This window comes from Pseudomonas sp. H2_D02, from assembly GCF_054677635.1.
Genome location: NZ_CP162816.1, coordinates 4549889 through 4567068, shown reverse-complemented (window position 1 = coordinate 4567068; position 17180 = coordinate 4549889). Strand labels below are relative to the sequence as shown.

The window sequence follows — 17180 nt, the reverse complement described above, 5'->3', positions numbered from 1 at the left end:
CGGTTATTCCTTGGCTTGGCTCATGCGGGTGAACAGCTCTGTTGGCACTTTCTTGCCGTTGGCCGTGTATTGGCCGGTGCGGTATTTGTAGGTTTCGGCCTCGGACAGGTAGCCGTCGTGGTTGCTGTCCATCTTTTCGAACTCGGCTTGCTGGGTCGGCGCGACGCTGAGGAATTCCTTCAGCGAGACGCGATCGTCATCGTCGGTGTCAGTGCGAGCGAAGGAGGCGTCGCCACATTTGCCTTCGCCGCACTTGCCTTCGGCAGCAGTGACTTTCTTGCTCGATTCGGCGGCACCGCATTTGCCTTCACCGCATTTGCCTTCAGAGTTCTTTTCCGCCGAGGCCAATTGATACCCCTGGGGCAGTGCTTCCACGGCGAAAGCGGACTGGGCCAGGCTCAAGCCGCCGGACAAAGCCAGGGCGGCGAGGGCGAGGCGAGCGGAGTTCGAGTTTTTTGTACGGGTCATGAATTTTCTCCAGATAAGAGCTGTGTGGCCCCTGGCAAACGTTGCGCGGGGCGTGTGCCGTGGCGGCGTCACGTTGCTTGCCCGGTGCTCGGCACGTCGGGTCGAAGCAAGGCGGGACTGCCTGTTCGGACGGGGCCATTTGGCGCTTGTCGTGTATCTGGGATGTGTCATGCCGCGGTGTGTTTGTATTGCTGTGTGTCGCGGATACAGAGCCCTGCAGAAGGGCGGCGCTCAGGTCAGATCATGCAAGTCCTTGCCCAGCGCCGGCCGAGTGTCCAGTCGGAAAACGCCACTTTCAATCCACCTCGCTTGGGGCTACAGGCCATCGGGCCCACTTGGTAATGAGGTGCGACGATGAAGCGAGAGGTGATTCAGAAGAACGAGGGCTGCTGCGCAACCTAGCGGGAGCAAGCTCCCTCGCCACGGGATGGGTGTGTTGCTGACAGCAAAAGTTTGGCAGCCAGTCACTGGCCGAAGAATGGCTCAGCAAGCCCTGCAAATACTTGGACGGTCATGTGCCCTTGGAGCTGATCGACAATTCGATGGGCTTTCAGGTGGTAACGAATTACCTGAGCCGCATCGCGCATGGGGTTTATCAATGAGCCTCTGACTTCGTGTGTATTCACTTCTTGACCGAATAATCCGCACCCCACATCCGCACAGCACTGACCGCCTCGTTCATGCCTTCGAAAACAAATTTCTGCCGCACGGCGATTTTCGGTGGGATGGTGACTTCGTCGGGGTTGTCCAGGCCGGTGAGGCGGTTGGCGTAGCCTGCCTGGTCGATGGCGAGCAGGGCGCCTGTCTGGCCGAGGTTGATCAGGCGCAGTTGGGTATCGGTGCTGTTCTTGAAGCCGAGGGTGATGGTGACGCTTTCTTCGCTGGGCTCGAGCTTCAACACCTCGACGGTGATGCGGTCTTTCATCTGCTCGCCGGAGGAGATGATCGCAGCGCCGTCGGTGCCCTGGACCGACTCACGGCCATCGAGCACGCCTTCGCTCACGCCGCCCAACAGGTTCTTGCCGGCGGTGATGAAGGTCGAGACGGCGGATTTGGTCGAGTCCTTGATGACGCTTTCCGCCGGCTCGCCTTCGGCCAGGCACAGTGAGCTGATCAGGAGGCTGGAGACGAAGAGGGTGGCGCGTGACGGCAGAAGGGTCATACCTGGGGTCCTTGAAAGTGGCTTGCAGCATGCCCGTCAAATGGGCGTGCGGCATGATAGCGGTGATCATGGCGCACTTGTCCATTACTGGTTTCGCCGTTTGCCGGCTTTTTGCACTGATCCGCATTTTTCGCTTACAGGTGCGTCTGTAATGGTCTCAGTTCACACGCCACAATTCGGCCGTGCCGCAATGACTCTATTGGGAGAAAACTCATGGCGAAGATGGCGATTTTTCTGGGTGGTTTCCTGGCGTTGACGTTGCTGATTGGTGTGCTGGCGACGATCTCGCCTGTTTAAGGGGTTTTTCTGTGGCGAGGGGATTTAGCGAAACGTCGCACCGCCCCGCTGGGGCGCGAAGCGGCCCTGAAAGTTCTTGGGGCCGCTTCGCAGCCCAGCGGGGCGGTGCGACGTTTCGCTGAATCCCCTCGCCACAACAGCTTTCACTCAAAGAAGAATGCGTCGATCAGCGATGCAAGATCACCTGCGCAATCTCCAGCAGCGGCATCACCCGTTGCGCGGCGTTGAGCTTGATCGCTTCCTTGGGCATGCCAAACACCACGCAACTGGCTTCGTCCTGGGCGACGGTGGCGCTGCCGGCGTCGAGCATTTCCTTCAGGCCGCGGGCGCCGTCGTCGCCCATGCCGGTCATGATGATGCCCGTGGCGTTACGGCCGGCGAACTTGGCGACCGAGCGGAACAGCACATCCACTGAAGGGCGATGGCGATTGACCAGCGGGCCGTCCACCACCTGCACGTGATAGAACGCGCCGCTGCGGGTCACCATCATGTGTTTGCCGCCCGGGGCAATGAGCGCCAGGCCAGGGTGGATGCGGTCGTTGTTCTTCGCTTCGCGCACTTCGATCTGGCACAGGCTGTTGAGCCGGGCGGCAAAGGACGCGGTGAATTTTTCCGGCATGTGCTGGACGATGACGATGCCCGGACACACGCGTGGCAGGGCAGTCAGCACCGCTTCGAGCGCCTGGGTGCCGCCGGTGGACGTGCCCATGGCGACGATGCGCTCGGTGGTCTGGGCCATGGCGTGGCCGTTGGCGGCAGGCAACATGGCGTCGGCGGTGAGTTTGGTCGCGGGCGTCAGCGGGGCCGCCGGGGCAGTGCGTTTGCCCAGGTTGCGCACATTGACCTGGGCGGCGGCGCGGATGGCCGAGACCAGTTCCGGTGCCGAGTCCAACAGGAAGTTCTTCAAGCCGCTGGTGGGCTTGGTGATGATCTCCACCGCGCCGGCGGCCATGGCTTGCAGGGTGGTTTCCGCGCCCTTGGGCGTCAGCGACGAGCAGATCACCACCGGGGTCGGCCGTTCGCTCATGATTTTTTTCAGGAACGTGATGCCATCCATACGCGGCATCTCTACGTCCAGCACGATTACGTCGGGCCATTCCTTCGCCAGTTTGTCCATGGCGAAAATCGGGTCGGACGCGGCGCCGATGACATTGATGTCCGGGGTGTCACTGAGTATGGCCATCAACACCTGGCGGACCACGGCGGAGTCATCCACCAGCAATACGTTAATTTTTTTGCCTGACATGGTTAATGCAGGGTCCTTATTGGTTGGTGCCTGACCCAGACGTCGCCGGTGCAAAGGTCAAAAATGATACTGCGGTGGCCGGTGCTGCCCATGTCCTGGGCGATCAGGTCCAGGCGATAGAGGGCCGCCATTTCCAGTGCCGCGTTGACGTTCAACCGCGCCACGTCGCCGTAGGGCACATGGCGTTGCAATTCGGGAAACATCTCGCCGCCACCGAACAGCTTGAGTTGATATTCCTCAGGCTCGGTGTGATGGGCCCGCGCCTTGCGGACGAACAGCTCGATGGCCTCATCGGCGTACAGCCCGTTCAGCGCCGTGGAACAACGCACGCGGCTGGGCAACATGAAGTGGCACATGCCGCCGATCTTGCGTTCTGGATGCCAGAGCGTAATCGCCACGCAAGAGCCGAGGATCGTGCGCAGCCGGGTCGGGCAGGTCGCAAAGCGAAACTCTCCCGGCCCCAGGTAGACCTCGGCGACTTGCTTGATCGCGGCGCTCATGGCTTGCGATAAATCGAAGGGGCCACCAGCTTCAACGCGTCGGAAACACCGTTGAGGCTCTCCGAATGGCTGACGATGAAATACCCGCCGCGCTTGAGCCGCGGGAGGAGCCGGGCGACCACTTTGCTTTTTGTGGGCTGGTCGAAATAGATCATCACGTTGCGCAGGAAAATCACGTCGAACTCCCCCAGCTCCGGAAGGGTGTCGTTGAGGTTGACCTGGATGAAGTTGACCCGGTTGCGCAACGCCCGGTCGATCAGCAAGGTGCCCTGCTGGCTGCCGGTGCCCTTGAGGCAATATTTCACCAGCAGCGAATGGGGCAGGTTGCGGGCGCGCTCCATCGGGTAATGCCCCGAACGGGCTTTTGCCAACACTTGCGTGCTGATGTCGGAACCGATGACCTCCCAAGGCGTGGTGCCCAGGCTTTCGGCCAGGGTCATGGCGAGGCTATAGGGTTCCTCGCCCGACGAACTGGCCGCACTCCACAGGCGAAAGGTCTTGCCCGGCGTCGCGTGGGGCAGCACGTGATCGCGAAGGAAGTCAAAGTGCTTGGGTTCGCGGAAGAAATAGGTCTCGTTGGTCGTAAGCAGGTCCAGCGCCACTTGCAATTCGTCGCTGCGCTGGCCGCTCATGATCAGCTTGAAATACTCGCCGTAGCTGTCCAGCTCGTAGTGCTTGAGGCGCTTGAACAAACGCCCGGCCACCAGGGCTTTCTTAGCCGGCGACAGGTTGATGCCAGCCGCCTGGTACAACCAGGATTGGAACTGGCCGAACTCCCGGTCGGTGAGCGCCATCGAATTCACCGTGCGTTCCCTGCAAGTGTCTGTGCTCATGAGTCTGGCGCTTCCAACGCGGCGGGGCTGGCCTGGGCGAGTTCGGACATCTCATCGATGGACAGCACCCGGTCCACTTCCAGGACGATGACGAACTTGCCATCGACCTTGGCCATGCCACTGATGAAGTCGGCGCGGATCTTCGCGCCGAAACTCGGTGGCGGCTCGATCTGCGAAGCCGGGATTTCCAGCACCGCCGACACCGTGTCCACCAGCAGGCCAATGTCCTGGGCCAGCCCATCGGCACTGGCGGCCTCGATGATCACCACGCAACTGCGACGGCTGATGGTGGAGTTCGGCCGGCCGAAACGGGCCGACAGATCCACCACCGGCACGACCGCGCCGCGCAGGTTGATCACCCCGCGGACGAAGGCCGGCATCATCGGCACGACGGTGAGATTGCCGTATTCGATGATTTCCTTGATGCACAGGATGCCGATGGCGAACATCTCCGTGCCGAGCATGAACGTCAGGTACTGCGCTTCTTCCTCGACCGCGCTGGCGGTCTGACGTGTGGTCGCGATGGCGCCCATTGCCTTTCTCCTTTAAGCAAGCCTGTGGAACCGGGCCGTCAGAACCGGGTGAATTCCGATTCGTCCGGTGCGCTGGCCATGTTGTAGGCAAACGCCTTGGGCATCACCGGTGCCGGTGCCCGGCCCGGTTTACGGCTGGACGGGCCAGGGGTGTTATCGACCCGAGCGGCCTGGACGGCAGATTTCGGCGGCGTGTCCAAGGTGAAGAAGCTCATGGCCTGCTGCAGTTGTTCGGCCTGGCTGCTCATCTCCTCGGCGGTGGCGGCCAGTTCTTCGCTGCTGGAGGCGTTCTGCTGGGTCACTTGGTTGAGCTGGGTCATGGCGGTGTTGATCTGCGCCACGCCAGCAGCCTGTTCTTCGGACGCGGCGCTGATTTCCTGGACCAGGTCCGAGGTCTTGTTGATGGACGGAACCATCTCGTTGAGCAGGTTGCCGGCCTTCTCGGCCATGTCGACGCTGCTGGACGACAGCTCGCCGATTTCCTGTGCCGCGACCTGGCTACGCTCGGCCAGTTTGCGGACTTCGGCGGCGACCACCGCGAAGCCTTTGCCGTGTTCGCCGGCGCGGGCTGCTTCGATGGCGGCGTTGAGCGCCAGCAGGTTGGTCTGGTAGGCGATGTCGTCGATGATGCTGATGCGCTGGGCGATTTTCTTCATCGCCACCACGGTCTGCTGCACCGATTCGCCACCGTCGGTGGCTTCCTTGGCGGCCTTGCTGGCCATGCCGTCGGTGACCTTGGCGTTCTCGGTGTTCTGGTTGATGCTGGCGCTCATCTGCTCGATGGACGCGCTGGTTTCCTCGACGCTGGCCGCCTGTTCGCTGGTGGCTTGGCTCATCGACTGCGCGGTGGCGCTGACTTCTTCGGAAGCGCTGGCGAGGTTGTCCGCTGCGTTGCGCACTTCACCGATGATGTGCGACAGCTTGCCGACCATGTTCTGCATGGCGTTGAGCACCATGCCGGTTTCGTCTTTCGAGCCACCTTCGATCTTCGCGTTCAGGTTGCCTTCGGCCAGTTGTTCGGCAACGACGGCGGCTTGTTTCAGCGGACGGGAAATGATGCGCGAGATGAACAGCGCCAGGCCCAGGCCCACCAGCAAAGCAACAGCCAGCACGGCGATGATTGACAGGCGCGCGTTCTCATACAGCTTGGTGCCGTGCGCACTGGCGACGTCAGCGCCGGCCGCGTTGAGCTCGACAAGCTTTTGCAAGTCGCCGGTCACCAGGTCGAACTGACGCTTGGACTCGCCCTTGAGCAGTGCCATGGCTTGCTCTGCCTGGTTTTGCCGCGACAGTGCGAAGAGGTCTTTGCTGGTGACCAGATAAGCAGCCCAATCATTGCGAGTGGTTTCGAATAGCTGGCGGTCCTCGGCGCTGGAGAGCAATTTTTCATAAGTGCCCAGACGGGTCTCGAAAGCCTTCTTGGCTTCGTCGGCTTCTTGTTCCAGGGTTACGCGTTCCTGCTCGGAGTCCGCGGCGATGTGGCGGTTTTCCTTGAGGCGATAGCTCGCGGCAAAGAAACGCATGCCCGAGGCCGCGCGCATGGACGGCATCCAGTTTTCACGAATGTCCAGAGCGGTGCCGTTCACCTGGCCCAACTGGATGATCGAGAACACGCCCATGACGGCGGTCAGCGCCAACACCACAAGGAAGGAAGTGATCAGTTTGGTGGCGATTCTAAGGTCGTAGAACCATTTCATTGGGGAATACCTCTCCATGGAGTGTTGAAGCGTCAGCGAGCGTTGGCTTGTTGTAATGGGGTCGAGTTGTAGCGGTTTTCTATCTGTGCGATCTGGGTGAGCAGGGCCGGGACGTCGAGGATCAACGCCACGGCGCCGCTGCCCAGGATGGTCGAGCCGCTGATGCCGCGCAGCGCGCCGAACAGCTTGCCCAAGGGTTTGATCACGGTCTGGAATTCACCCAGCAGGTCATCCACCACCAGCCCTGCCTTGAGCTCGGCGTAGCGCACCACCACCACGTTCTGCCGGCGCGAGGCCGGGCCTTCGTGGTGGAAGTGATCGCGCAGGTACACCAGCGGGAGCACTTCGCCCCGCAGGTCGAGGTAGCCTTGTTCGCGACTGGCGATGCCATCGTCTTCGCTCAACTCGATGCATTCCTGGACCATGTCCAGGGGAATGACATAGGTGGACTGGCCGATGCCGACCAGGAAGCCATTGATGATTGCCAGGGTCAGCGGCAAGCGGATGCGCACCACGGTGCCCTTGCCCGGCTGGCTGTCCAGGTCGACCGTGCCGCGCAGCAGCGTGATGTTGCGCTTGACCACGTCCATGCCGACGCCACGCCCGGAAAGGTTGGTGACGGCCTGGGCGGTGGAGAAGCCCGGTTCGAAGATCAGGTTGTAGATTTCCTGGTCGGTCAGGTTCGCACCCTGGGCGATCAGGCCACGTTCGTGGGCTTTTTCCAGGATGCGGTCGCGGTTCAGGCCGGCGCCGTCGTCGGCGATTTCCAGCACGATGCTGCCCGAGTCGTGGTAGGCGTTGAGGTGCAGATGCCCCTTGGCCGGCTTGCCTGCCGCCTGCCGCGCCTCGGCGGTTTCGATGCCGTGGTCCATGGCGTTGCGCAGCAGGTGCATCAGCGGGTCGCCGATCTTTTCCACCACGGTCTTGTCCAGCTCGGTTTCCGCGCCGCTGATGATCAGGTCGATGTCCTTGCCCAGTTCCTGGCTGACATCGCGCACCACCCGGCGAAAGCGGTTGAAGGTTTCGCCGATGGGGATCATGCGCAGGCGCAAGGCACCGTCGAGAATCTCTTCCACCAGGCCGGACACCGATGAGGTGGCTTCCTGCAACGGGTCGTTCTGGCAGGTGCGGGCCAGCAGGCTGGCACCGGCGCTGGCGATGACCAGCTCACCCACGAGGTTGATCAGTTCGTCGAGTTTGTCGGCATTGACCCGGACGTAGGCACCGTCCTTGGCTTTGTTTTCATTGGTGACGGCCTGTCTGTCAGGCGCGACCTGGGCGGGCATGCGCGGGGTCTTGCGTTGGTCCGGCATCAGCTCGCCCGTGGTGACCACGGCGGTGCCTTCGTCGCTCGCCGGCTGGGACGTCGCGACCAGGCCGGTATTCGCCTGGGCTTCGACGTCCTGGGCGGCGACGATTTCGATCACGCAGTCTTCCCGCACGAAATCGAAGACTTCGTTGATCGCGGTGTATCCGGCGGCGGAGCGAAACGCGATGTCGAAGCCCAGGTAGCAGGACTCGGCATCCCAGGCCTCGACAGCCGGCAGCGCCTCTGTGAGCGTGGAGATCTCGACGATTTCACCCAGGGTTTGCAAGTAGCGCAGGAACGACAAAGGGTCCATGCCGTTGCGGAATACGTCCTGGCCGAAGCGCAGGGAAATGTGCCAGAGGCTAGCTTCGGATGTATCGGTCGGCTCGGCTTCTGCTTTGCGGGCCGGTTCGGCTGCGGTCGGCGGCGCCTGGTATTCCTGCAGGATCTGGCACAGTTCCATTTCCCGCGCCAGGGCAGGGGGCTGCAAGGTCGAGCCCTGGTTGGCGACCACGTCGATCAGCTCGAGCATGTGATCGCCGGACTTGAGCAGCACCGCGATCAAGCCCGGGTCTACCTCGACGCTGCCCTCGCGCAGGCGATCGAGGACGTCTTCGACGATGTGGGTAAAACTGACGATCGGCTCCAGGCCGAACAGTCCGGCCGAGCCCTTGATCGTGTGGGCCGCCCGGAAAATCGCGCCGATGGCGTCATCATCGCCGGGGTCGTTTTCCAATTGCAGCAGCGACTCTTCCATCGCCTGCAGTTGTTCCCGAGCCTCGACGATGAAGGTCTGTTGTGCCTGATCGAGATTGATGCTCACGCTCATGTCCTTTGTCGTGTTCGACGTGTTGCGGTGGGGCTAGGTCTTGACCCTAGGCAACCAGGTTGCACAGGGCCAGTGTTTCCGTGACGGCTTTGCTTTGATCGGTCACTGTCAGTTGGGTGCCGGCCTTGGGTGCCTCGCGCTGAATCATCAGCAGCAGTTGCAGGCCGGCGCCATCCATCTCGGTGATTTGCGACAGGTCCAGCGCCATCGCGGGCGTGGCCCCCAGCCGCGGCAGCAATTGCGCGGCCAGGTCGGCGGCGGTGTAGATCGTCAGCTCGCCGTCGATCTGCACCTGCGCCGTGTCATCTTCTATTTCGTACAGCAGCGGCATTGAAGCCTCCGGCCATCAGGGAAGAATCAGCTTGGACACCGCCGCCAACATCTGCGCCGGCTGGAATGGCTTGACCACCCAGGCCTTGGCGCCCGCGGCCTGGCCTTCTTGCTTCTTCGATTCCTGGGATTCGGTGGTGAGCATGATGATCGGCGTGAACTTGTAGCTCGCGAGCTTCTTGACCTCCTTGACGAAGGTGATGCCGTCCATGTTCGGCATGTTCACGTCGCTGATGATCAGGTGCACTTTCTGGCCGTTGAGCTTGCCCAATGCATCCTTGCCATCGCTGGCCTCGATCACGTCGTAGCCGGCACTTTTCAACGCGATGCCGACCACCTGCCGAACGCTCGCGGAGTCGTCGACAACCAATACACTTTTCGCCATGGGGGGCTCCTAGAAGAAGGTTATTTCCTGTGAAGTCTGTTGCGCCGCCGAGTCGCCGTGGTGATTGCGGCGCTGCTCGTCGGTGGCATAGGTGGTTTCCATGCGCGCCAGCCATTGGCGGGCGTCGATGGAAGCGGCCTGTTCGGGCGACTGGCTGGCCTGCTGCAGGTGCACATGCAGGTCCTCGATGTTGTCGCGCACGTGGCTTAGGATCTGGCTGACCCGATCCTGGAATTGCAGGTTGACCAGCACGTCGGTGAGTTCGTCGCGAATGCCGAAACTCTCTCGTTGCAACATGTCGGCCGAATCGGCGAGGCGCCCGGTGACGCTCTGGAAGCGTTCGAGTACACGCTGGATGCTGCCTTCGGACACGGCCACGGATTGACTGTCCTGGTCGGCACCACTGGAGGCTGCGTGGACCAATTGGGTGATGGCGGTGTTGATGACATCGACCTTGGCCGACATTTGTTGACCGGTCTCGCTGGACTTGCTCGACAGGGCGCGCACGGCGTCGGCCACCACCGCAAAGCCACGTCCGGCTTCGCCTGCGCGAGCGGCTTCGATGGCAGCGTTGAGGGCCAACAGGTTGGTCTGGGCGGCAATCGCCGCGACGTCGGCGGCCATGGTCCGCAGCTCGCCGGTATAGGCCGTCAGGTTGCGCACCTGTGCGAGGGTTTCATCACGACTGGCCTGGGTGGCCTTGAGCGAATCGATGACCTTGACCAGTTCGCCTTCACTCTGCGCCAACACCTGGACGGCACCGCCACTGCTGCTGCCGGCCAACTCGCCAGCGGCCAGTTGCGAGGCTTGCACGGTCTCTTCGAGGCGCGAGGAAATGCCGGTGAAACGGCTGGTCAACGAAACGATCGCGGTTTCAGTCTGCTGGCGCGAGCTTTCGACTTGCTTGGCCCAGATCGGCATGGCACCGAGCATCACTTCGTTGAGTTGCGCGGTCCCGTTATTGCTGGCCTGGCTGGCCTGCAATTCATGGCTGGCGATGGCGGCAGCGATGGCCTTGTTGGATTGAAGGCGTTGCGACCGCGCGCCGAAGATCCCGGCGCCCACGCCAAGGATCAGCAGCACGACGCTCAAACCGATGTTCTGCGCGCTCGCGCCATTCAATACCAGCACGCCGACGCATGCGACAGCGGCCACGATGACGGCCGGCCAGAGCACGCGAGGCTGGGATTTGGCGAAGGATTGGTCGTGGGAATACGACGTCATGGTTCGGTCCTTGAACAGTGTTGCGGACAGGTGTTTGCGAATAACTGGTTATCTGCAAAACCGACTTGGCCTTGAGGACCAGTCGTCCGATTCCGTTAAAAAAGATGGCACATTGATATCTCAGAATAGACGAGATCGGCGAAATGTCGAGGTGGCCCGACCTACGGAAAACCCGTGGCGAGGGAGCTTGCTCCCGCTGGACTGCGCAGCAGTCCCAACCACCGGTCTGATTTCCCGGCGATGCCAATTCAAAAAGGGGGCCGCTTCGCGACCCAGCGGGAGCAAGCTCCCTCGCCACAAAAGCGGACATCTTCCGAAACATAACGAAAGGATTGAGCTAAATTACCCCGCATCAGATTTCGAACCTGCCATCGAGCCCTCATGCCCACCCAGCCTCTCTGGAAAACCTACCTGCTGTTCCTGGCCCCCATGGTCGTGTCCAATTTCCTGCAATCAATGTCCGGTACGCTCAACAGCATCTATATCGGCCAGATGCTCGGCACCCAGGCCTTGGCAGCGGTGTCGGGGATGTTTCCCATCGTGTTTTTCTTCATCGCGTTGGTGATTGGCCTGGGTGCCGGGGCAGGGGTGCTGATCGGGCAGGCGTACGGCGCCGGTGAAACCGGGACGGTGAAGGCGATTGCCGGTTCGACGCTGTTGCTAGGGGCGATCATCGGGTTGGTCGCGGCGGTGCTGGGCAGTGTCTTTGCCCGCGAAGGCCTGCAGGGGCTCGGGACGCCGGCCGATGTGCTGGATGACGCGGTGTCCTATGCGCGGGTGATGATGTGGATTTTGCCGATGCTGCTGGTGTTCGTACTGTTCACCCAGCTGTTGCGCGGTGTCAGCGATACCATTTCGCCGCTGCTGGCGTTGCTCGTCTCCACCAGCGTCGGGATGATACTGACGCCGGTGCTGATCCGTGGCTGGCTGGGGTTCCCGCCGATGGGCATCCAGAGCGCGGCGCTGGCGGGGCTGGTGGGCACCGCGTCGGCGATGGCGATGCTGGCGTGGCGCCTGAACCGCCGGGCGCATGCCCTGGCACCGGATCGGGCGTTGTTCGCGGCGATGCGCCTGGACCGGGACATCCTCGGCAAAGTGCTGCGCATCGGCCTGCCCACCGGTTTGCAGATGGTGGTGATCTCGTTGTCGGAGCTGGTCATCCTCGCCCTGGTCAATCGCCACGGCTCCCAGGCCACGGCGGCCTACGGCGCGGTGACGCAGATCGTCAACTACGTGCAGTTCCCGGCGTTGTCGATCGCCATCACCGCTTCGATCCTCGGTGCCCAGGCCATCGGGGCCGGGCGCCTGGAACGCCTGGGACCGATCCTGCGCACCGGGCTGTTGATCAATGTCTGGCTGACCGGTGGGCTGGTGCTGCTGGGGTATCTGTTGTCCCACTGGTTGTTGGGGCTGTTCATCACTGACCCGGCAGCGCGAGTCCAGGCCGAGCATCTGCTGCACATCATGCTCTGGAGCCTTCTGGTGTTCGGCTTCCAGGCGATCGTCGGCGGCATCATGCGCGCCAGCGGCACGGTGCTGGTGCCGGTGGCGATCTCGATCTTCTGCATCATCGGCGTGCAAGTGCCGGTCGCCTACCTGTTTGACGCCCACTTCGGCCTGCAAGGGGTGTGGATGGCGTTTCCGGTGGCGTACCTGAGCATGCTGTTGCTGCAGACGCTGTATTACAAACGGGTCTGGCAGCATCAGCGGATCGAGCGGTTGGTGTAGACCACTGCCAGGCGAAACGATGCAGAACTCTGTGTGGGAGCGGGCTTGCTCGCGAAGACGGCAGTCCATTCGCCATTGATGCAAGCTGACCCACCGCCTTCGCGAGCAAGCCCGCTCCCACAGTACAGTGGCCACCATTTCATCCCAGTACGAGGATCACGATGTCCGTAGAACGCACCTCCATCGCCTACCGCGCCTTCCTCTTCGACATGGACGGCACGCTGCTCAATTCGGTCGCCGCCACCGAGCGGATCTGGACCCGCTGGGCCATCCGCCATGGCCTGGACGTGGCGAAGTTCCTGCCTACCATCCACGGCGTGCGCGCCGTCGACACGGTCGCCCGCCAGAACTTGCCCGGTGTGGATGTCCAGTCCGAGGCCGCGCAGCTCACCGTTGAAGAAATCGAAGACGTGGAAGGCGTGGTCGAGGTGCCCGGGGCGGTGGCATTTCTCAGGAGCCTGCCGCCAACGCAATGGGCTATCGTCACGTCTGCGCCGATGGCCTTGGCTTTACGCCGGATGGAAGCCGCCGGGATCCCGCGCCCAGAGGTGATGGTGACTGCCGAAGACGTGAGCGCCGGTAAGCCGAATCCAGGGTGCTATCTGTTGGCCGCGCAACGCTTGCAGGTCGCCCCGCAGGAATGCCTGGTGTTCGAGGACGCCGACGCCGGGATCAAGGCCGGCGAGGCGGCGGACATGGACGTAATGGTGGTGACCGCCACGCATACCCACCCGGTGGTGACGTTGCATGGGCAGATCGAGGATTACCGTGGGCTGAGCATTGCGGTAGACGACAACGGATTGATGCACCTTCCAGACCACCGCTAACCCCTGTGGGAGCGGGCTTGCTCGCGAAAGCGTCGTGTCAGCCACATCAGTCATGGCTGAACCACCGCCTTCGCGAGCAAGCCCGCTCCCACATGTCTACCTCAGCGATTTCGGGATCAGGTCACTACGCGATAGCACGGCACATACGCCGCGCCGCCCGGCAGTTTCATCCGATGCTGGGCGACGAAGGCCTGGAGCAGGCGATCCAGCGGCTCCATGATCGCGGCGTCGCCGTGGATTTCGTACGGGCCGTGTTCTTCGATCAGGCGGATGCCCTTGTCCTTCACGTTCCCCGCCACGATCCCCGAGAACGCCCGGCGCAGGTTCGCGGCCAATTCGTGGGCTGGCAATTCGCGGCTCAGGCCCAGGCTGGCCATGTTGGCGTGGGTTGGGTCGAACGGACGCTGGAAACCTTCGTCGATTTTCAGCAGCCAGTTGAAGTGGAACGCGTCGTTGCGCTCGCGGCGGAACTGCTTCACTTCTTTCAACCCCTGGGTCATCTGCCGCGCCACTTCGGCCGGGTCGTCAATGATGATCTGGTAATGCTTTTGCGCGGCCTCGCCCAAGGTCGCACCGACGAATGCGTGCAGTTGCTCGAAATACGGCGTGGCGCTTTTAGGCCCGGTGAGGATCACCGGGAAGGGCAGGTCCTGGTTGGCCGGGTGCATGAGAATGCCCAGCAAGTAGAGGAACTCTTCCGCCGTACCGGCGCCGCCCGGGAAGATGATGATGCCGTGGCCGACGCGCACGAAGGCTTCCAGGCGCTTCTCGATGTCCGGCAGGATCACCAGTTCATTGACGATCGGGTTCGGCGCTTCGGCGGCGATGATGCCCGGCTCGGTCAGGCCCAGGTAGCGACCGCCGTGGATGCGCTGCTTGGCGTGGGCGATGGTGGCGCCTTTCATCGGGCCCTTCATCACGCCCGGGCCGCAGCCGGTGCAGATGTCCAGGCTGCGCAGGCCCAGTTCGTGGCCGACTTTCTTGGTGTATTTGTATTCTTCGGTGTTGATCGAGTGACCGCCCCAGCACACGACGATTTTCGGTTCCACGCCCGGGCGCAGGGTGCGAGCGTTGCGCAGCAGGTGGAAGACGTAGTCGCTGATGCCCTGGGATGAGCTCAGGTCGATGCGCTGGCTGTCCAGTTCGTTCTCGGTATAGACGATGTCGCGCAGGGCGCTGAACAGCATCTCGCGGGTGCTGGCGATCATTTCGCCGTCGACGAATGCGTCGGCCGGCGCGTTCAGCAGTTCCAGGCGCACGCCACGGTCCTGCTGGTGAATGCGGATCTCGAAATCCTTGTAGGCTTCCAGGATGGTCTTGGCGTTATCGACATGGGCGCCGGTATTGAGAATGGCCAGGGCGCACTGGCGGAAAAGATCGTAGATGCTGCCGGAACCGGCTTCGCTCAGTTGCTGCACTTCGCGCTGGGACAGGGTTTCCAGGCTGCCCTTCGGGCTTACCGAAGCGTTGATTACATGTCTTTGAGTCATTCAGCTTTCCTTGAAAACGATGCCGCTCGCACGACGGCGGCATCTTGAAAAAAACATCCACGCAGGAAGATCGCACGATCCTTGCGGTATCGCCATGGACTTTGATCCGGGTCCTTCGGATCGCTTGCCACTTAAAATGAGCCCCAGCATAGCTAAATCGACCGGGCAGGCGATAATGCGCGACTCTTTTCACGCCACACAAGGAAATTGCGACGCGATGTTCGAGATCAAACCGTGGGACGCCGCCGACTACCGGCAACAGACCCGTCGCAGCACGCTCATCCTGGCCGTGGTGTTTCTCGCGCTGGCGATGCTGTTATCGAGCTTGGCAGTGATGGCGTTCAGTACGCCTGGAGGGGACAATTTTCGCTTCAATGTAGGTGGCGTATTTGCTGCCGTGCTGGTGATGGTCGGGCTGATGCGCGGGTATTTCTGGTCGCAGCCGTGGATGAGTGCGGCGGTGTACGGCTGGCAGCTCAAGCGCAGCCTGATGAGCATCACCAACGTGATGCATCAAGTGAAGGCCGGCGCGCAGGCCCGGGACCCGGCGGCGATGAAACTGTTGCGTTTCTATCACTTGGGCTTGGCCCAGATGCACCTGCTGGATGCCAATTCCAGCGACCACGCCTCGCTGGTTCGCGAGGCCGATGAGCATCTGGAGAAATTGCAGGCGCAAGGCCTGGACCCTGATCAATCACGCTTGGACCCGGCCTGGATCGACACTGTGAAGCAGGCCTACAACGCGCGGCCGTAGCGGCCGCTCGTCGGTTCCCTTAGGGAAAAATCAAACCCCGGCCAGCGGACGCCTTTCTCATGAACAGTCATGGAAAGGAGAGTCGAGATGCCTGGAAAGATTGTTCATGGAACCTGGGCCATGCTCTATGCGGCAACGGTGGGCCTGGCGGGCTGCGCGGGCGGCAACAGCCATTCACCGGTGGATGCGCCAGGGGCTGCGAAAAGCCCGACCACCGCGACCCTGGAAGCGGGGGCCGGGATCATGCAGAACAAACCCCCGTTGCAGGCGTTGGATACCTACCTCGATGGCTTTCATTTCTATAACGGGCGAATGTCCGGGCAAATGGAGGCGCACCACTACTGCACGGCGCTGAACGAAGAAGTCTTCCAGTGCGCCATCTTCGACGCCAACACCGCCAAGGCCAAATTGATGGGGGTGGAGTACATCGTCAGCAAGCGTCTGTTCGAAGGCTTGCCCGCCGCCGAGAAGCAGCTGTGGCACAGCCATGTGCATGAAGTGAAGTCGGGTCAACTGGTCGCGCCGGGCATACCCGAAGTCGCGGAGACTCGCTTGATGAAAAATCTGGTCGGCACCTACGGCAAGACCTGGCACACCTGGCACACCGAGCAGGGCAATGCGCTGCCCTATGGCGTCCCGCAATTGATGATGGGCTTTACGGCCGATGGCCAGATCGATTCGCAGCTGGTGCGCGAGCGCGACGGGCGGATGGGCATCGACAGCGAAGCGAAGAAACGTGCCCGCGAATCCATTGAGGCGCCGGCAATCGATCCTGGCGCGGATGCGTGGCAGAAAGGCAAGATTTGGCAGATCAAGGATCCGACGGGGCATGCTCATTAAAGAAAGTGATCTTGAAGAAAGCTTTCTGTGGCGAGGGGATTTATCCCCGCTGGGTTGCGAAGCGACCCCAAATAATAAACGAATCAGATATCAAGTTTGTCGCCCGGGGGGCTGCTTCGCAGCCCAGCGGGGATAAATCCCCTCGCCACAAGTGCAGCGACAGCAAAAGATAGGTGCGTTTGGAAGTTAGGTGGGGCGATCGGCATCCGTTACGGCTGTTTGAAATGCCCCGGAACATCATGTTCCGTTTCGTTTGGCCTGGTTCTTTTCTGAACTTGAACGTCACTGATCTTGACACTCTTAAGTTCAGTGAAGGTCACCCTCAAGAGCGCTTCGGCTTCTTCGGTGGTCAGCGTCTCGGTGTCCGTTGCGAGTACCCGGCTATCGGGTTGGCCGTCGGCGATAAAGCTGATGATGAATCGATCGTGGCTCATTCATGACCTCGACAGGTTAAGCGCCAGGACGCAGCAAAGCTGCGCCCCAACGATTCTCCGGGTTACGACTTCCGGCCACCGCCGTGGCTACGTTCGCCACCTTTGCGGCCAGCTTCAGAAGCTTTTTCCCGGTCGTTTGCGAAATTGCCGCCGGAAGCATGTCCGCCTTTCTTGCCGGCTTCGGATGCTTTCTCACGGTCGTTTGCGAAGTTACCTGGGTTTTTGTTTCCGCTATTAGCCATTTCGAGAATCCTCATTTTGGTTAAGCGAGTAAAACGTGCCTCGCAGTACTGT

18 protein-coding genes and 1 pseudogene are annotated in these 17180 nt (G+C 61.7%); 5 read left to right on the top strand and 14 right to left on the bottom strand.

Features of this window, described 5'->3' with window-relative positions; all coding sequences use genetic code 11:
• Positions 1 to 3: 3 nt before the first annotated feature.
• Positions 4 to 468 carry an HvfA family oxazolone/thioamide-modified RiPP metallophore gene (locus tag AB4N42_RS20795; protein ID WP_460115251.1) on the bottom strand — a complete coding sequence of 155 codons (465 nt, stop codon included), beginning with the start codon at positions 466 to 468 and terminating at the stop codon, positions 4 to 6.
• 452 nt (positions 469 to 920) lie between these two features.
• On the opposite strand from AB4N42_RS20795, the pseudogene AB4N42_RS20790 reads away from it, so the two are divergent.
• Positions 921 to 1070, top strand: a pseudogene (locus AB4N42_RS20790) (antitoxin Xre/MbcA/ParS toxin-binding domain-containing protein); the annotation flags it as partial.
• A 20-nt stretch (positions 1071 to 1090) separates the two neighbouring features.
• Here AB4N42_RS20790 and AB4N42_RS20785 read toward each other — a convergent pair.
• The 10 genes from AB4N42_RS20785 to AB4N42_RS20740 form a co-directional block, all read right to left on the bottom strand.
• Entirely contained in the window at positions 1091 to 1630 is a 540-nt protein-coding gene (locus AB4N42_RS20785) for a hypothetical protein (RefSeq protein ID WP_323155475.1), read from the bottom strand.
• A gap of 463 nt (positions 1631 to 2093) precedes the next feature.
• Entirely contained in the window at positions 2094 to 3173 is a 1080-nt protein-coding gene (locus AB4N42_RS20780; protein ID WP_030142249.1) for a protein-glutamate methylesterase/protein-glutamine glutaminase, read from the bottom strand.
• 2 nt (positions 3174 to 3175) lie between these two features.
• Positions 3176 to 3673, bottom strand: coding sequence for a chemoreceptor glutamine deamidase CheD (gene cheD / locus AB4N42_RS20775; protein WP_030142248.1), 498 nt, complete (start codon positions 3671 to 3673; stop codon positions 3176 to 3178).
• Positions 3670 to 4506 (bottom strand): CheR family methyltransferase, encoded by an 837-nt coding sequence (locus AB4N42_RS20770; protein WP_030142247.1) that lies wholly within the window; start codon positions 4504 to 4506, stop codon positions 3670 to 3672. Before AB4N42_RS20770 ends, cheD begins: the two co-directional genes overlap by 4 nt.
• Entirely contained in the window at positions 4503 to 5039 is a 537-nt protein-coding gene (locus AB4N42_RS20765; RefSeq protein WP_030142246.1) for a chemotaxis protein CheW, read from the bottom strand. Before AB4N42_RS20765 ends, AB4N42_RS20770 begins: the two co-directional genes overlap by 4 nt.
• A 38-nt stretch (positions 5040 to 5077) precedes the next feature.
• Positions 5078 to 6736: a methyl-accepting chemotaxis protein gene (locus AB4N42_RS20760; RefSeq protein WP_030142245.1), complete on the bottom strand. Its 1659-nt coding sequence runs from the start codon at positions 6734 to 6736 to the stop codon at positions 5078 to 5080.
• 32 nt (positions 6737 to 6768) lie between these two features.
• On the bottom strand, positions 6769 to 8868 hold the full coding sequence (locus AB4N42_RS20755; RefSeq protein ID WP_030142244.1) for a chemotaxis protein CheA: 2100 nt from the start codon (positions 8866 to 8868) through the stop codon (positions 6769 to 6771).
• A 52-nt stretch (positions 8869 to 8920) separates the two neighbouring features.
• On the bottom strand, positions 8921 to 9205 hold the full coding sequence (locus AB4N42_RS20750) for an STAS domain-containing protein (protein WP_030142243.1): 285 nt from the start codon (positions 9203 to 9205) through the stop codon (positions 8921 to 8923).
• 15 nt (positions 9206 to 9220) lie between these two features.
• Positions 9221 to 9589: a response regulator gene (locus AB4N42_RS20745; protein WP_003203044.1), complete on the bottom strand. Its 369-nt coding sequence runs from the start codon at positions 9587 to 9589 to the stop codon at positions 9221 to 9223.
• Positions 9590 to 9598: 9 nt separating this feature from the next.
• Positions 9599 to 10510 (bottom strand): methyl-accepting chemotaxis protein, encoded by a 912-nt coding sequence (locus AB4N42_RS20740; protein ID WP_408636622.1) that lies wholly within the window; start codon positions 10508 to 10510, stop codon positions 9599 to 9601.
• A gap of 684 nt (positions 10511 to 11194) precedes the next feature.
• Between AB4N42_RS20740 and AB4N42_RS20735 the strand changes: the two genes are divergently transcribed.
• Together AB4N42_RS20735 and AB4N42_RS20730 are read left to right on the top strand one after the other, a co-directional pair.
• The gene (locus tag AB4N42_RS20735) at positions 11195 to 12541 is read left to right on the top strand and encodes an MATE family efflux transporter (protein WP_030142241.1); all 1347 of its coding nucleotides are present in this window, start codon (positions 11195 to 11197) and stop codon (positions 12539 to 12541) included.
• Between the two features lie 161 nt (positions 12542 to 12702).
• Positions 12703 to 13368 carry an HAD family hydrolase gene (locus AB4N42_RS20730; protein WP_030142240.1) on the top strand — a complete coding sequence of 222 codons (666 nt, stop codon included), beginning with the start codon at positions 12703 to 12705 and terminating at the stop codon, positions 13366 to 13368.
• 116 nt (positions 13369 to 13484) lie between these two features.
• Here AB4N42_RS20730 and ppnN read toward each other — a convergent pair whose 3' ends face one another.
• A complete protein-coding gene (ppnN, locus tag AB4N42_RS20725; RefSeq protein ID WP_030142239.1) occupies positions 13485 to 14858 on the bottom strand; it encodes a nucleotide 5'-monophosphate nucleosidase PpnN in 1374 nt (457 codons plus the stop codon).
• A gap of 217 nt (positions 14859 to 15075) precedes the next feature.
• Between ppnN and AB4N42_RS20720 the strand changes: the two genes are divergently transcribed.
• Positions 15076 to 15612 (top strand): DUF3087 family protein, encoded by a 537-nt coding sequence (locus AB4N42_RS20720; RefSeq protein ID WP_460115250.1) that lies wholly within the window; start codon positions 15076 to 15078, stop codon positions 15610 to 15612.
• An 87-nt stretch (positions 15613 to 15699) separates the two neighbouring features.
• The gene (locus tag AB4N42_RS20715; RefSeq protein ID WP_460115249.1) at positions 15700 to 16452 is read left to right on the top strand and encodes an OBAP family protein; all 753 of its coding nucleotides are present in this window, start codon (positions 15700 to 15702) and stop codon (positions 16450 to 16452) included.
• 209 nt (positions 16453 to 16661) lie between these two features.
• Here AB4N42_RS20715 and AB4N42_RS20710 read toward each other — a convergent pair whose 3' ends face one another.
• Both AB4N42_RS20710 and AB4N42_RS20705 read right to left on the bottom strand, forming a co-directional pair.
• On the bottom strand, positions 16662 to 16886 hold the full coding sequence (locus AB4N42_RS20710; protein ID WP_030142236.1) for a hypothetical protein: 225 nt from the start codon (positions 16884 to 16886) through the stop codon (positions 16662 to 16664).
• Positions 16887 to 16948: 62 nt separating this feature from the next.
• Complete coding sequence (locus AB4N42_RS20705) at positions 16949 to 17128, bottom strand: con-10 family general stress protein (RefSeq protein WP_003182983.1); 180 nt, start codon at positions 17126 to 17128, stop codon at positions 16949 to 16951.
• Positions 17129 to 17180 lie beyond the last annotated feature (52 nt).